Below are 14057 nucleotides of genomic sequence, written 5' to 3'. Positions count from 1 at the left end.
CTCCCTCAAGTTACCTGTTGCGATTGCCGCGCCCCAGCGCGCGGCTCATCTGCGCCGCAATCTGGCTTTGACTGCGACGGAACCCCTGCACGTCCGGGGTGGTGATGTTCATCACGACATTGACGGCACGCCCACCGCCCGAGGTGCGCACCCCAAGCTTCCCGTCAGACCCACGCGCCAAAGGCATGATCGCCTCGGGGCCGGCTTCGCCCATCAACCCGGTTCCGCCGCGCATGGGAAATGTGGTTGGGCCGCTGACAACGCCACCATTTGCGAATGGCATCACCCGGCCTTGGGAAAAGCTGCCGCCGTCGGCAAATGGCAAAAGCCCCTGCACCAGACCGCCAACGGTTCCGGCCAGCATCCCGCCAAAGTGATCCGTTACCGGCTTGATCGCCGCCGAGTACGCCGTGCGGATCATTGAGTTCTTCAAAACGTCCAGCGCATCGGACAGGTTCATCCCATCCAGCACTACGCCATCGAAGGCTTTGCGCAACCCGCTGGACATGCCGCGTTCCAGCGTCGCGACATCCTTGCCGGTTTCCTCAAACGCCGCGCTGATCCGTTTCATCTGGCCGTCAAAAGCAGCCGCCATAGATGCTGCGTCGCCCAGCGAGTCGCCCAGCGCATCGCCGCGTTCCTGCAGGTCGTCAAACCCGTCACGATCCGTCATCACGCTCTCCTTGTAATTTGTCCGGGTAGGCCTTCAGCAACGCATCCAGGCCAGCTTGGTTCATCGCCGGTATCCCTGCGCCTTGCCCCAACATCAGTTGCAATTCAGCCGGGGTCAGTCGCCAGAACTGATCCGGCGTCAGACGCAGACCGACAAGCGCGGCCCGCATCAAGGCGGGCCAGTTGAACCCGCTCATGCCTGATCCGACACCATGAAGGCCCGCGCCAACAACTCGGCCGCCGCACGCGCAGCTGCCATCGGGCCACCCTCGATTTCGACGCTCAGCAGATCGGCGCGGTTGACGTCGCCGCCACCGCCGCGCAATCCGGCCACGATAAGAGCCAATACGTCACCACTGGAATAGGCTCCGCTTTCGAACCGTTGCACGAGTTCCACCAGCGAACCGGCACCCAGTTCTTGTTCCAATTCCGCCAAAGCGCCCAGCGTCAGCTTGAGCACCCGCCGCTCTCCATCGATGGTCAAAGCCACCTCACCCGTCCACGGATTGGCCATCGACTTACAGCGCCGTAAAGCTCAGCGCGCCTGCGCTGGCCAAACTCATCTCATAGGTCGCCTCGCCGTTGTGTGAGCCCGCATATTCGACACCTGTGACCTGAAACGGCCCGTCGACAATGCCGAAATCGGGGATGATGACCTGAAAATCCGGTGTTTCACCATCAAAGAACAATTGCCGCGCGCGTTCATCGGTCCCAGCATCCTTGAACACGCCTGAACCGGATATCGACGCCGATTTGACCCCGGCACCCGATAGAAGTTCGCGCCAGCCTCCCTGGCTTTCCAGGCTGGTGACATCCACGCTTTCCGCGTTGAAACTGACGCGCGTGGCGCGCAACCCCGCGATAGTTTCGAACAGACCGCTGCCGTTCATATCCACTTTGACCAACAGGTCCTTGCCGTTCTGGGCACCCATATGCTCTCTCCGTTGATTGGTTAGTCGTCTTCCACGCGGGCGCGGAATTTCAGGTCGATCTGGCGGATCGCTCCACCGGTCCCGGTGCGCCGGGCTGATGCGCGCTCGAACCACAGGCCCACCAGACGCCCGCGATCAAGGCTGGGCATGGCACCCTCCAGCGCGTCACACACGGCACCGGCCAGGATCTTGGCGGCCCCGAACCCTGCGGCTTCGGACACGACCGAAACCGTGAACCGATGAAGCGCACCCCCGCCCGATCGGTCAGAGACATCACGAACCTCTTCCGGTCCCAGCGTCACATAAGTCTGTGGTACTGCTCCGGCTGGCAGCGCGTCATATATTGCGCCACCCGACAAATCGTTAACCTGCGCATCCTCTGAAATCTGCTTGAACACCGCCGCCTGCAGGGCGGCTGAAACGCCATAGCTCATGCTGCTACCTCCTCATCCGCGAAACAGATCAGGTACTGGCCGCGCGGATCACGCTCAGCGACAGCGCGGATGACAAAGCGACGTGTGCCCTCTGCAAAGCGCTGATCCGGCGATGGCCGCATGGTCGAACCTGTGGGCGCACCCCGGACCACGATGCGATAGCCGACCCGCGAAATAGGGACACCAGCCACCTGCCGCTCGGACCCGCTGCGCGCGGTCACCTCGGCCCATACCGTGCCCAGCGGCACCCAGGTTTCGGTGTATCCGCCTGACCCATCGGCCACGCGCACCGGCGCCTCCAGGAGCAGCTTTCTGTTCAACCGCGGCGCTTTCATTGTACGACCCCTGCACCAAACCGAACCGTGCGATAGCGTTGGATCAGACTGGTGACACCAAATGGCATGCACCCAGCACCCAACGCTGTCTCGTCGCGGTATTCGTAGTAGTGCGCGGCCAGCAGCAGCACTGCCTGCCCCAGATCGGCGGGCAATCCGCCCCAATCCGTTGCCATCCCAGCGGCAAAGTCGATTCTGACAGAACCACCCTTTGGCATCTTCGGCATCAGTGCGCCAACGGGGCGTAACCGGGGGCGCTGAGCATCTTTTTCCAACCGGTATCTATCCGGGGTGACGACAGCCTCTGTGCCGTCTGCATCTGCCAGCGTTACACTCTTGACCTCGGTGATCGGAGCCACCGGCAGCACCTCTCCCGACTGGTCTCGCCATACGGTCAGGCTCCAGGAAAAATCGCGCTCGATCAGAACCTTGCCAGTGCGCGCTTCGATTGCCGCAACGGCTGCGCGCAGAAAGCCTTTGAGCACATCATCCTGTACGCTGTCTTCGGCAAAGCCCGTACCCAGCCGCAGATGCGCCTTGAACTGATCCACCGGCAGCGCCACATCCGCGATGGCGGTTTCTTCGATCAACATCATCCATTCACTCCGCAATCTCGGACCCCTCCGGGGGCCACACTCAGGAAAATGACGGGCACGCGCCGCCCCACGTTGCTCGGACGGAGGGGAGCAGCTAGACAACGCGGGGGATCTCACCCCGACCCGCGCCCGCGCCCGAGGGGCCAATGCCCCCCGGATCCGTCACCGCTTAGGCGGTGCCGAATTTCACCAGCTTGATCGCGGCAAAGTCACTCACGTCGCCGCCGACGCGCTTGGTCGCATAGAACAGAACATGCGGCTTGGCACTGAACGGATCTCGCAAGACGCGCAGATCAGGGCGCTCGGCAATGGTGTAGCCGGCCTGGAAGTCACCAAATGCGATCGAGAAGCTATCGGTGCCCGCGTCCGGCATATCCTCGGCAATCAGCACCGGATATCCCATCAGGCGCGCAGGCTCACCGGCAGCCAGACCGTCAGACCACAGGAAGCGACCATCGCTGTCTTTCAGCTTGCGGATCACACCGGCAGTTTTTGAATTCATCACAAAGGTGCCGTTGACGCGGTACTGCGCGCCCAACGCATAGACAACATCGACAATCGCATCCGCATCGACACCACCGTCAATGCTGGTCGGGACATAGCCCAGATTGCCCCAGGTCCAGACATCATTGTCGACCTTGGCATGGCTCAGAATGCCGTTGGGTTTGTCCGCGCCATCGCCCGAGATGAACGCCGCCGCTTCGGCACGGGCAAATTTGTCAGCAATACGCCCGGCCAGCCATCCCTCGACATCAAACGCGCTGTCATCCAGCAAACGTTGCGACGCCTTGGGCAGCGCGCTCAGCTCGTGCAGGGCAATCGAGATTCGATCAATCGACGGGGTCGCTGTCTCGGTGGCCGCTGAGCTTTCATCCGCCCAGCCAGCGCCCACGTCAGTGTGGTCGATCAACACATCGAACGAATTTGCCTCGACATTCACTACCGAAGCGATCGAACGGATCGAGGCCGTGGATTTCAGCACCGACTTGATCATCTCGGCGGTTTGCGGATCGACCAGATATCCGCCATCGCTGTTAACGGCGCTGGACAGCGATTTGGCTTCCATATCAAGACCACGCAGGCCGTCATCGTCACCGCATCTTACATAGGCGTCGAAAGCCTTCTGATGCGGCGCACCGTCCTCGATTGATGCCGCAAGATGCGGGCGCGCCGCGATGATTGATTTACGATCCAGCATGGTAAGTCGCTCTTCTGTCTGTTGCAGTTTGGTTTTAACTTCAGCCTTCAGGCCCTTGAATTCATTCACGAAGCTAGTCATCGCCTGCTTCACCTCCTGAACCAGGGGCACACCCTCTCCAGTCAAGGCCGGCGTCTCGGTCTTGCTCATCAGAACTTCCTTGTTTGGGTGGGATTGAGGCGCGCTAGGTTCGCGCCAGCTCCTGCCGGGCGTGATCAAACACCTCGGCAATACTGCGCAGGGTGTCCTCGGTGTCCGGGGTTGTCCCCTTTGCCGCCACCCGCGCACTGGGCAGCATCGGAAAAGTCACAAGCGACACCTCCCACAGCTCCAGTTCGGTCAGGACCCGATGGCCCTTTTCATTTTTCACGGCCCGCTTGGTGCGATAGCCGATCGATAGCCCGTCAATGGCCCCGGCCCGGATCAATTCCGCGGCTTCACGACCTTTCTGCGTGCTTTCCAGCATACGTCCCTTGACCCAAAGCCCGCGCTCATCCTCGCGCACGTCGTCCCAGACACCGATGGGCTGCGCCGGGTCGTGCTGCCACAGCATCTTGACCCGCTGACCTGCCGCCTTCAGCCCGGCCAACGACCTGCGATATGCGCCTTTCTGCACCACATCGCTCCCTTGATCGACCTGCCCAAACAGGCTGGCATAACCCTCGATCACCGCGTCCTCGGTCACCGACAATCCATCGCTAAACCGCGCAAACTTGTGTTCCAATTCCATGAACACCTCCTCATAAGCCTCTGAATTCATGGCGACACCACCAGAATTGACTGAAACGCTTGCGCCAGGATCACCGCAACGACTCCATAGACCGTCAACCACAGCCGTTTCTCCAGCCGCTCCATCATCTCTTCGATCTGATCCAGCCGCCTGCATAGATGCGCGTGCTGGATCTCGGCCACCCGTTCATGCGCAGCCAGACGCAGGCCCGGCGCACAATCAAACGGCGGATACCCCTCAGCCATCTGCACGCTCCGGCAACCCCAGCATCACGCGTTTCTCGGCATCAGTCAGGAACTCGGCGCCGTTGACCCGCGCCCATTGCGCATCCCGCTCCGCCGACAGCGCCGGCACCTGATCCAGGTCGGGTTTCAACACCAGTTCTTCGCCAGTAAAGCCCGCCAGCCATTCCGACACCGCCGCCGCCACCCGCGTCACCAGGGGCAGAACGGTCAGGCGGTAAAACGCCCGGTTGGCCTCCTGATAGTTCGAATAGGTCGCGTCGCCTTGAATTCCCAGCAGCATCGGCGGGACCCCAAAGGCCAGCGCGATCTCGCGGGCGGCGGCTTCCTTGGTCTTTTGAAACTCCATGTCAGAGGGTGAGAAACCCATCGGCTTCCAATCGAGCCCCCCTTCCAGAACCATCGGACGGCCTGCATTGCGCGCCCCGCGATAGTTCTGCTCAATCTCATCGGACAAGCGGCGGAACTGATCCTCAGCCATCACCCCATGGCCATCGCCGCCCTTCCACACCAGCGCCCCCGAAGGCCGCGCGGCATTGTCCAGCAGAGATTTCGACCACCGCGACGCGCTGTTATGCACATCAATCGCCATCGCTGCCGCCTGCATTGGCGAGAACCCATAGTGGTCGTCTTGGGGGTGGAATGACTTGATATGACAGATCGCATCAGCCGGGAAACGATGCGTCTTGCCGCCCGCCGTATAGTCATACGCCTTGGGCCACCCATCCGCCCCCGGCACCACGCTCATCCGGTCCGAGCGCAGGACGTGCAGTTCAACCGGCAATCCATCCTCAACCTGTGCCGCCTCGACATAGGCGTTCCCCGACAGCAACAACTGCCCAAACAAAGCCTCCATCAACTCCGCCCGCCCCTGCGCCGCATTCGGACGGCGCATCAGGGACAGGATCGGATGCACATCATAGCGCTGCACCTGATCCTGCAGCACCAGAGGCAGTGCCGCCGCCGCCTCGGCAATCAACTTGACGGATCGAAACCCCACAGGGTTCCCCGAAAACCCCGTCCGCGTCAGCGAAACCGCATCCCTGGGGCTCCACGCCACGCGTCCACCCGTCTGCCACGCAACCACAGGCCCCGCCGCGCTCGCCTTCGCCTCAGGCGCCTCACCAACCGTTCCACGACGCAAGAAATCGAATACCATCTGTGCTCCTTTCTGCCGCCGCTCTGCCCGGCTTGTTGAAAGGATTTATGACGGAAAGAAGTTTAAGCCTCGGGAATGGGGCGTACGGGGGATAGGCAACGGGAGCAAAAGCGTGTCATCTATCTAAATGTAGTGCTCAGTGGCCCACACGGCTTCTCTATTGGGAATGTGTGAGTTTCAAATCAATTCCCATTCCAGGTATCAGCCAGAGCGCTCGCCCTAAAAGCACCACAAAACACTTGAGCTGAACGAGCTATTTCTTTTTTCGAAACCACGAAAATAGAAAAAATCCCACCAGCAGAGCGTAAAATGCTACGATTTGTTCCCAGCCTTCGCTTCGTTCCTCTTCAAACAAATAGACCACCACGGGCAAAAGTACGATGATCAGGAAAATCAACCAGCTCCAGTGCTTGCCTAACAATACAGTCTACTCCAGTTTTTAAGATGCCATATTCGGATCATCTACAAATTCAAAAAAAATAATATCAAGAGAAAGTTCAAACAGCTCTACACGTTCCATGGCGCAGCTAAAATTCATTCCAAGATTTGGTGAAATTGCCCGCCACTGATCTTTGATAGCTAGTAACTCAGTTGTTTCTTAGCCAATTTAAGTCTACTCACAAACTCCGCACCCTAGGCCGCCGATACGCCCCCGCTGGCCCGACAACCAGCTCATGCAACGCCCAGACCAGCGCGTCGACCCGATCTGGGGAGCCCTGCCCCTCGAATCCCCGTGCGGTCATCTGGCACATCTGCTCCTCCAGTGCGTCCAGCCCGGCAACATGCGCCACCCGCCCCTGTTCGTACAAAGCTGCCACAGGCTCAGCCCGCGCCACCTTCCCGCGCGAGGCCCGCACCGCGCGATAAGGAACCAGAGGGTCCACCTGCCGCACGACCTCTTCCACCAGTTGCCCGCCCTGATTGACCTCAGCCACCAGCCGTTCACCCCCGAACTCATCCATCGCGTCAATTGCCGCCTGCGCCCAGCCTGCCGGGCCAACATCCTGCACCGTTCGGTCGGCCAGTACATAGGCGCGCCACTCCTCGGGCGGCCCTTGCACCTGAGCGCCGACCACCACGATCCCACAGGCATCTGCATTCGACCCAGCCGTCACCGCCGGGTCCAGCGCCACCACTATACGGTCCAACTCTGGTACATTTTCAACTCGCGCCGCGTCCAGCATCGCCCCGGTCCACAACGCCCCCTCGGCATCCGACAGCAGCACGCCGTCCAACTCCTGCCGCCCCAGCCGCGTGCCCGCATAGCGCGCGCGTACCTCTTCCAGAAACGAATCCGCCAGATTGGCCCTGTTCGCCTCGGTCGGCGCATGGGTCTGCACGGTGGACGGAGATGCCAGCAATTCCTTCAAAACCTTCACATTTCGCGGCGTGGTCGTCACACAGACCCGAGGCCGCTCACCCAAGCGCAGCGCAAATTGCAGCATATCCCAGGTCTCGCCCGCCTTCTTCCACTTAGCCAACTCATCCACCCAGGCCGCATCGAACTGAGGCCCGCGCAACCCTTCGGGATCATGCGCTGAAAACGCCTGCGCCTCGGCCCCGTTTGGCCAAACCAATTTGCGTTCCGACGCCTTCCACAGTGGTCGACGATCCGGCGGAGAACACTGCAGAATCCCGCTATCGCCAAAGATCATCACATCTCGCACCTGATCGAAGGTCTCACCCACCAACGCCACACGACACGCCTCGCCCTTATCCAACGGCAAAGACCCCTCGACCACCTGTCGCACCCATTCGGCCCCGGCCCGCGTTTTGCCAGCCCCGCGCCCGCCCATAATCACCCAGGACCGCCAGTCGCCTTCGGGCGGCAACTGATGCGGCAGTGCCCAGAACTCGAACAGGAAAGGGAGGGCGCACAGCCCCCCCTCCCTGATCTCACTCAGAAATCTGTCCCGAACCGCAGCAGGCGCGGAGGCGAGCCAGCCTGCACCCAATCTCAAATCGAGCGCGCTCAAGGTCGAGCGCATACCCCCCCTGGGCAATTCCGGCTTGTCTATGATGTTGTTCGACAAAGCTTGTCTCCACTTTCTGACAACTTCGGATCAGCCCCTCTAACTGCCCGAGTTGCTTGGCTGAACCAGCAAGATCTGCATCCTCCCCGGCACCGATCTGTTTGCGCAGTTCTTCCGCTGCTTGGCGCAGATCGCGAATGGATCTCTCAAGCGACTGCAACAAATCAGCCGTCTGGGACATCCGCTCTTCCGGGGTAATCAAAGTCATGTGTGCCTGTGACCTCATGCGTGAGTGATCTCCGCACGAGAGAAACGAAAAACGGCCACCGGGTCGCCCCGGGGCCGTCGCCCACCTCTTCTAGCATGACACAACTTATACGAGAGAAAGCCCGCAAAGTCAATGCTTTGCGCAACAACGGCGCAACGGGTAACGTGCGCTGATAGTTAAGAGGCCTTTACTGATAGGACCATGTGGCAGACGGTCGTCAGTGGTTGAGCTCCGTGACTACAACGTTACGTATCGCCAAGAAAAAGAAATGGCTCGGAAGGTTCAAAGCTGGCCGAAACCTCGCCCGCAAGGATGGGCTTTTCGCCAAGTTCCAGTTTCAGGGTAGAAGCCCCATCGGAGAGATCAAGGTTTTCGATATCCATCCAAAACAATGTAGGGCTGAACACGCTCTCATAATAGTACCGACACAGCTCATGATCAGCGACTGTACGCCAGGTTGTCGATGCGATGTTTGGGCGCTCCGGGTCCGTCACACCAAATGGTACGGAAATTAATCGCACGAGAGAGAACACCGCTGCCGTCGCATCGTTTTTGTCTTCGAACGAGGGAACGGCATTCAGATTCCAGCTCAACCGCGCAAACCGGTCGGAAGACCGATGGGTTCCGGGCAAAAACGAAAGACCGTTAACTTCACTCCAATAAGTGGTGATAGCGAGTTGTTCGTCAAAAGTAGGAGAGTTCGTCATGACAGTAAATTCGCGGCCATGGTGGATAACCAGCTCGCCATCGAGATACTCGAATATTGCACTGTCACCAGACGCATCAGATAGCGCAATATGCCCACCTGCTTCATGTCCGCTTGGCAACATCGGCGCTACAATCACAAATGGCTCTTGCTCCATAGCTGCAACAGCTTCTTCAACTGTTGCAAAGTTATCCAGAAAATACTACAACCACCCTCCGACAGAAATGAGAGGTTTGTCTCCGGCATTTTCCGTCCCGTAATCCGCTTCGGCGAGATAGAGAGCATTGCCGACCTGCCCGCCATAATTCAAGCCGTCAACAGTTGCTCCGTCATAGATCGTTGCCACGACAGAGCCGTATTTGGACGTCCATTCGATCGAATTCTCTCCGGCACCACCGTCTCGGTCCATGCCCCGCGGGAAGGCCCAAATATCTGTTGAAGTATCTTCGAACCAGTCAAGCGTCCTCCCCGTGAGGAAGGATCCGTCTGCCTTTTCATAGACGATCCGAGAGCAAGCGATTGCTGAAGACGCGGCTAGAACCACGGTCAGAGTGGAAGCTACAAGTATTTTCACGCACATTTCTGGGATCCTTTTTTGGTCATACACAAAAAGTCATCCCTCCTAAGGATCGGATATTTACCGTTGTTATAAAAGCCAAGAAGTACCTCGGGGTTTTCTATTTGAACAATCCATTCCCTGACGGCCGCGGCCGGTACATGTTCCCACTTCGCAGTTCATGCCTTGACAATTGTTAGCAAAACTAGCATGTGCCACCTTAAGACAGCGCTGACGCGTGAGCATTGACGGTCGTAGCAGACCCCACAGCGCATCACTACTTCTCCTAGTTCCCATTCACGCAGGGTTCTTGACGCGACGCCAGATGGCGCAGGGTTCGCCTGCACGTCCCGAGGTTTAGCGGAAACCCTGCCGGTCACGCGCTGCGTGGCCAGACACGTCTTGTCCGTGCGGCTATCGCCTTGCGGATTACAAAGGATAGTTATTTGTTCGACTTCGACATGCTGGGTCTTGCACCAGCCCTCAACGATGCACTGAAACGTGCCAATTTCTCACAACCGACGCCTATTCAGAACCAGGCCATCCCGCTGGCGCTGAACGGTCACGACATCCTGGGCCTGGCGCAGACCGGCACCGGTAAGACGCTGGCCTTCGGGCTGCCGCTGATCGACCACTTGTTGGCGCAGTCCGGCAAACCCGCGCCCAAAACCGCCAAGGCGCTGATCCTTGCCCCCACCCGCGAGCTGGTCAACCAGATCGCGGATAGCCTGCGCAACCTGACCGACAAGACCAAGCTGCGCGTGGCCACCGTGGTCGGTGGCCAGTCGATCGGCAGACAGATCTCGTTCCTGTCGCGCGGCACCGACATTCTGGTCGCCACGCCCGGGCGTTTGATCGACCTGATGGAACGCGGTGCCGTTGACCTCGGCTCGGTGCGACACCTTGTACTGGACGAGGCCGACCAGATGTTGGACATGGGCTTTATCCACGCCCTGCGCAAAATCGCACCCAAGCTGGGCACGCCGCGTCAAACCATGCTGTTTTCGGCCACTATGCCGAAGCAGATGGAGGAACTCAGCCAATCCTATCTGACCAACCCGCAGCGGGTGCAGGTCTCGCCTCCAGGTAAAGCGGCTGACAAGATCACGCAGTCCGTGCATTTCGTCGACAGGGCCGGCAAACCGCGGAAACTGCGCGAAATTCTGTCCGCTGACATGGAGGCTCTGACCTTGGTGTTTTCCCGTACCAAACACGGAGCCGAGAAACTGATGAAAGGCCTTGTGGCCGATGGTTTCAACGCGGCCTCGATCCACGGCAACAAAAGCCAGGGACAGCGCGACCGCGCGATCAAGGCGTTCCGGGCCGGAGAGATCAACGTATTGGTCGCGACCGACGTGGCCGCGCGTGGCATCGACATTCCCGGTGTTGCCTATGTGATCAACTATGACCTGCCCGAGGTGCCCGACAACTATGTGCACCGCATCGGGCGCACAGCCCGTGCTGGTCGCGAAGGTGAAGCTATCGCATTCTGCTCACCGGACGAGGTGGATCAGCTGCGCCAGATTCAGAAGCTTATGAAGATCGAAATTCCGGTCGCCAGCGGCACCATGCCAGAATTTTCCGAGCCCAAGAAAACCCGTAATCGCGGAGGGTTCCGAGGGCGTAGACCGCAGGGGGCAAATTCGACATCGAAGCCCGCGTCCTCGAAGCGTCGTCGTCCACGCGGACGTCCCGCCGCATAACAAAAAGAAAAGGCCGCGTTTTTGACGCGGCCTTTTTTCTTAGTTGCTCGAGCTGTTTCTTTCAGCCTCAATCTCTCGCCACTTGGCGACGTTCCGATTGTGTTCCTGCAAGGTTTCCGCGAATGCGTGCCCCCCGGTGCCATCCGCAACAAAGAAGACAAAGTTGGTCTCTTCCGGGGCAACGGCAGCCTCAAGGCTGGCCAAACCTGGGTTGGCAATGGGTGTCGGCGGCAAACCGTCTATCACATAAGTATTCCAAGGTGTTGCACGGCGTAGCTCACTGCGACGCAGCCCGCGCCCCAGCGTGCCTTGACCCTTGGTGACGCCATAGATGACCGTCGGGTCTGTCTGCAGTTTCATTCCTTGCTCAAGCCGGTTCACAAAGACGCTTGCGACCTGCCCGCGTTCATTGGGAACACCGGTTTCCTTTTCGATGATCGACGCAAGGATCAGCATTTCCTCTGGGCTGCTGATGGGAAGGTCGCCTTGGCGGTTCTCCCACACTGCGTTGATGCGCAATTGTTGCTTGTCTTGCATCGCCTGCAGAACGGCCGTCCGGTCATCACCCAGTGCCAAATCATAGCTGTCAGGTGCCAACATCCCTTCGGCCGGGATCTCGGCAATCTCACCTGTCAGCGGTTCAATCGCCTGCAAGCCTTGCGCCACCTGCCAAGAGGTCACGCCCTCGGCAACGGACACACGGTATCGGGTATCGGCCTCTTCGCGCTTTTGACCGTATTCGGCAGGAATTTCCTCGTCGGTCACATCAAACGATGCGATCTCGACAAACTCCAACGTTGCCGGGTCCAACTCGCGTACGCGGGTCTGGATGCGCGTGACACCGATACGGTATTCAATCTCGGACCCGCAGGTGCTGGCACCGCTGCTTGTGATCTCGTCGATGATCTGCTCCATCGACGCGCCTTCGCGCACCAGAAAGCTACCGGCTTTCAGCTGCTGCGACTTATCCGTGTAGTCCGCCGCCATGCGAAAGATCATGGCGCTGCTGATGGCTCCGTCATCTTCAAGCTCTTGGCTGACACGGGTCATATTCGACCCGCTCCTGACCTGCAGGCACATGGCGGATTCCAGCGGACCCTCGGCCTTGTATTGCGACTGCCCCCACACAACCAGCCCGCCCATCAGGAACAAGCCTACAATCAGCAGAGTCAGCGCGTTCGAAGCAAGAGCCCGCAACATTTAGCTGACCTTTCCGAAGATCACGCTGGCATTGGTGCCGCCAAAGCCGAACGAATTCGACAACGCCACATTGATCTCACGCTCACGTTTGGCGTTGGGTGCCAGATCAATCGGAGTTTCAACGGCTGGGTTATCCAGATTGATCGTCGGCGGAGCCACCTGATCCCGGATCGCTAGGATCGAGAAAATAGCCTCGATAGCGCCAGCCGCACCCAAAAGGTGACCGGTGGCCGATTTGGTCGAGGTCATTGTGGCCTTGCTGGCGTGATCACCTAACAGGCGCTCAACTGCGCCCAGTTCGATCGTATCCGCCATGGTCGATGTGCCATGCGCGTTGATATAGTCAAGATCCGAAGGCTCCAACCCGGCGCTGCGCAATGCGGCCTTCATGGAACGCTCAGCGCCATCACCATCCTCGGACGGTGCGGTGATGTGATAAGCATCGCCGGACATGCCGTACCCCAGCACTTCGGCATAGATCTTCGCACCGCGCGCCTTGGCGTGCTCGTATTCTTCCAGAACCACGATGCCTGCGCCCTCGCCCATGACAAAGCCGTCACGGTCCAGGTCATACGGGCGGCTGGCTTTCTTCGGATCATCGGCATATTTGGTCGACAGCGCCTTGCATGCGTTAAAGCCAGCGATACCGATCTCGCAAATACAGCCTTCGCCGCCACCAGCAACCATGACTTCCGCGTCGCCTGCGCGAATGATGCGGCTGGCGTCGCCGATTGCATGCGCACCTGTCGAACAAGCCGTAACGACCGAGTGGTTGGGTCCCTTGAACCCGTGGCGGATAGAAACCTGGCCGGATGCCAGGTTGATCAGCGCGCCGGGAATAAAGAAGGGTGATACACGACGCGGACCTTTGTCGCGGATCAGGTTCGCCGTTTCAGCTATAGAGCCCAGCCCGCCGATACCCGATCCGATCAGCACACCTGTACGCAGGCGGTCCTCTTCATCCTCGGGCAGCCAGTTTGCATCCTGACAAGCCATGTCAGCGGCAGCGATCGAATACAGGATAAAGTCTTCGATCTTGCGTTGCTCTTTTGGCGGCAACCAATCGTTGGGATTGAATGTCCCGTCAGTTCCATCGCCGCGCGGAACTTCGCAGGCATAGGTCGTGGTGACACCGCTTGCTTCGGCATCAAATTTCGTGATCGGGCCCGCGCCGGATTCCCCATCCAGCAGCCGTGACCAAGATTTCTCGACCCCGCTGGCCAAAGGAGTGACCAATCCCAGACCGGTTACAACGACTCTGCGCATGAAATGCCTCTTGCCTGCTTCCTATTTGAGAACCGCTCATACCCCGGCCCGGGGTCCGGGGGCAAGAGCAACGGCACATTCCCACCC

At 59.4% G+C, this 14057-nt stretch carries 15 protein-coding genes and 1 pseudogene; 1 reads left to right on the top strand and 15 read right to left on the bottom strand.

The annotated features are described in order from the left end of the window. Positions 1 to 10 precede the first annotated feature (10 nt). The 13 genes and pseudogenes from AC2FLA_RS12410 to AC2FLA_RS12350 all read right to left on the bottom strand — a co-directional run bounded on the left by AC2FLA_RS12410 (position 11) and on the right by AC2FLA_RS12350 (position 9789). The gene (locus AC2FLA_RS12410; RefSeq protein ID WP_496722543.1) at positions 11 to 673 is read right to left on the bottom strand and encodes an RcGTA-type gene transfer agent tail tape measure protein; all 663 of its coding nucleotides are present in this window, start codon (positions 671 to 673) and stop codon (positions 11 to 13) included. After that, on the bottom strand, positions 660 to 869 hold the full coding sequence (locus tag AC2FLA_RS12405) for a rcc01693 family protein (RefSeq protein ID WP_496722541.1): 210 nt from the start codon (positions 867 to 869) through the stop codon (positions 660 to 662). Before AC2FLA_RS12405 ends, AC2FLA_RS12410 begins: the two co-directional genes overlap by 14 nt. Beyond that, positions 866 to 1186 (bottom strand): gene transfer agent family protein, encoded by a 321-nt coding sequence (locus AC2FLA_RS12400; protein ID WP_496722540.1) that lies wholly within the window; start codon positions 1184 to 1186, stop codon positions 866 to 868. Before AC2FLA_RS12400 ends, AC2FLA_RS12405 begins: the two co-directional genes overlap by 4 nt. A gap of 4 nt (positions 1187 to 1190) precedes the next feature. After that, positions 1191 to 1604, bottom strand: a complete 414-nt coding sequence (locus tag AC2FLA_RS12395) for a phage major tail protein, TP901-1 family (protein ID WP_282120461.1) — start codon at positions 1602 to 1604, stop codon at positions 1191 to 1193. Positions 1605 to 1624: 20 nt separating this feature from the next. Further along, positions 1625 to 2038 carry a DUF3168 domain-containing protein gene (locus AC2FLA_RS12390; protein WP_496722538.1) on the bottom strand — a complete coding sequence of 138 codons (414 nt, stop codon included), beginning with the start codon at positions 2036 to 2038 and terminating at the stop codon, positions 1625 to 1627. After that, on the bottom strand, positions 2035 to 2373 hold the full coding sequence (locus tag AC2FLA_RS12385; protein ID WP_496722536.1) for a phage head closure protein: 339 nt from the start codon (positions 2371 to 2373) through the stop codon (positions 2035 to 2037). The genes AC2FLA_RS12390 and AC2FLA_RS12385 overlap by 4 nt, the downstream gene beginning before the upstream one ends. After that, on the bottom strand, positions 2370 to 2969 hold the full coding sequence (locus AC2FLA_RS12380) for a head-tail connector protein (RefSeq protein WP_496722534.1): 600 nt from the start codon (positions 2967 to 2969) through the stop codon (positions 2370 to 2372). The genes AC2FLA_RS12385 and AC2FLA_RS12380 overlap by 4 nt, the downstream gene beginning before the upstream one ends. Positions 2970 to 3138: 169 nt before the next feature. Continuing rightward, positions 3139 to 4317 carry a phage major capsid protein gene (locus AC2FLA_RS12375; protein WP_496722533.1) on the bottom strand — a complete coding sequence of 393 codons (1179 nt, stop codon included), beginning with the start codon at positions 4315 to 4317 and terminating at the stop codon, positions 3139 to 3141. Positions 4318 to 4351: 34 nt separating this feature from the next. Then, positions 4352 to 4897 carry an HK97 family phage prohead protease gene (locus AC2FLA_RS12370; RefSeq protein WP_496722531.1) on the bottom strand — a complete coding sequence of 182 codons (546 nt, stop codon included), beginning with the start codon at positions 4895 to 4897 and terminating at the stop codon, positions 4352 to 4354. A gap of 26 nt (positions 4898 to 4923) precedes the next feature. Continuing rightward, entirely contained in the window at positions 4924 to 5142 is a 219-nt protein-coding gene (locus AC2FLA_RS12365) for a GTA head formation protein, RCAP_rcc01685 family (RefSeq protein ID WP_108860356.1), read from the bottom strand. Further along, complete coding sequence (locus AC2FLA_RS12360) at positions 5135 to 6298, bottom strand: phage portal protein (RefSeq protein ID WP_496722530.1); 1164 nt, start codon at positions 6296 to 6298, stop codon at positions 5135 to 5137. Before AC2FLA_RS12360 ends, AC2FLA_RS12365 begins: the two co-directional genes overlap by 8 nt. A 617-nt stretch (positions 6299 to 6915) precedes the next feature. Further along, a complete protein-coding gene (locus AC2FLA_RS12355) occupies positions 6916 to 8286 on the bottom strand; it encodes a DNA-packaging protein (RefSeq protein ID WP_496722529.1) in 1371 nt (456 codons plus the stop codon). 498 nt (positions 8287 to 8784) lie between these two features. Continuing rightward, positions 8785 to 9789: pseudogene (locus AC2FLA_RS12350) on the bottom strand (linear amide C-N hydrolase). A gap of 458 nt (positions 9790 to 10247) precedes the next feature. On the opposite strand from AC2FLA_RS12350, the gene AC2FLA_RS12345 reads away from it, so the two are divergent. Continuing rightward, positions 10248 to 11504 carry a DEAD/DEAH box helicase gene (locus AC2FLA_RS12345; RefSeq protein ID WP_058274003.1) on the top strand — a complete coding sequence of 419 codons (1257 nt, stop codon included), beginning with the start codon at positions 10248 to 10250 and terminating at the stop codon, positions 11502 to 11504. A gap of 39 nt (positions 11505 to 11543) precedes the next feature. Here the strand turns inward: AC2FLA_RS12345 and mltG are convergent, their stop codons facing one another. Beyond that, positions 11544 to 12704 carry an endolytic transglycosylase MltG gene (mltG, locus tag AC2FLA_RS12340; RefSeq protein WP_108860350.1) on the bottom strand — a complete coding sequence of 387 codons (1161 nt, stop codon included), beginning with the start codon at positions 12702 to 12704 and terminating at the stop codon, positions 11544 to 11546. After that, a complete protein-coding gene (gene fabF, locus AC2FLA_RS12335; protein ID WP_496722526.1) occupies positions 12705 to 13970 on the bottom strand; it encodes a beta-ketoacyl-ACP synthase II in 1266 nt (421 codons plus the stop codon). It abuts the gene before it with no gap. Positions 13971 to 14057: the final 87 nt, after the last annotated feature.

The sequence above is a fragment of the Ruegeria sp. CDSA033 genome, from assembly GCF_059612305.1.
The sequence above is the reverse complement of the archived record's forward strand: the minus strand, read 5'-3'. Positions and strand labels throughout refer to the sequence as shown.

What these genes read in the sequence shown, in the direction of transcription:
- AC2FLA_RS12410 (WP_496722543.1), bottom strand. Translation starts at nt 673, where the DNA reads ATGACGGATCGTGACGGGTTTGACGACCTGCAGGAACGCGGCGATGCG.
- AC2FLA_RS12405 (WP_496722541.1), bottom strand. Translation starts at nt 869, where the DNA reads ATGAGCGGGTTCAACTGGCCCGCCTTGATGCGGGCCGCGCTTGTCGGT.
- AC2FLA_RS12400 (WP_496722540.1), bottom strand. Translation starts at nt 1,186, where the DNA reads ATGGCCAATCCGTGGACGGGTGAGGTGGCTTTGACCATCGATGGAGAG.
- AC2FLA_RS12395 (WP_282120461.1), bottom strand. Translation starts at nt 1,604, where the DNA reads ATGGGTGCCCAGAACGGCAAGGACCTGTTGGTCAAAGTGGATATGAAC.
- AC2FLA_RS12390 (WP_496722538.1), bottom strand. Translation starts at nt 2,038, where the DNA reads ATGAGCTATGGCGTTTCAGCCGCCCTGCAGGCGGCGGTGTTCAAGCAG.
- AC2FLA_RS12385 (WP_496722536.1), bottom strand. Translation starts at nt 2,373, where the DNA reads ATGAAAGCGCCGCGGTTGAACAGAAAGCTGCTCCTGGAGGCGCCGGTG.
- AC2FLA_RS12380 (WP_496722534.1), bottom strand. Translation starts at nt 2,969, where the DNA reads ATGATGTTGATCGAAGAAACCGCCATCGCGGATGTGGCGCTGCCGGTG.
- AC2FLA_RS12375 (WP_496722533.1), bottom strand. Translation starts at nt 4,317, where the DNA reads ATGAGCAAGACCGAGACGCCGGCCTTGACTGGAGAGGGTGTGCCCCTG.
- AC2FLA_RS12370 (WP_496722531.1), bottom strand. Translation starts at nt 4,897, where the DNA reads ATGGAATTGGAACACAAGTTTGCGCGGTTTAGCGATGGATTGTCGGTG.
- AC2FLA_RS12365 (WP_108860356.1), bottom strand. Translation starts at nt 5,142, where the DNA reads ATGGCTGAGGGGTATCCGCCGTTTGATTGTGCGCCGGGCCTGCGTCTG.
- AC2FLA_RS12360 (WP_496722530.1), bottom strand. Translation starts at nt 6,298, where the DNA reads ATGGTATTCGATTTCTTGCGTCGTGGAACGGTTGGTGAGGCGCCTGAG.
- AC2FLA_RS12355 (WP_496722529.1), bottom strand. Translation starts at nt 8,286, where the DNA reads ATGCGCTCGACCTTGAGCGCGCTCGATTTGAGATTGGGTGCAGGCTGG.
- mltG (WP_108860350.1), bottom strand. Translation starts at nt 12,704, where the DNA reads ATGTTGCGGGCTCTTGCTTCGAACGCGCTGACTCTGCTGATTGTAGGC.
- fabF (WP_496722526.1), bottom strand. Translation starts at nt 13,970, where the DNA reads ATGCGCAGAGTCGTTGTAACCGGTCTGGGATTGGTCACTCCTTTGGCC.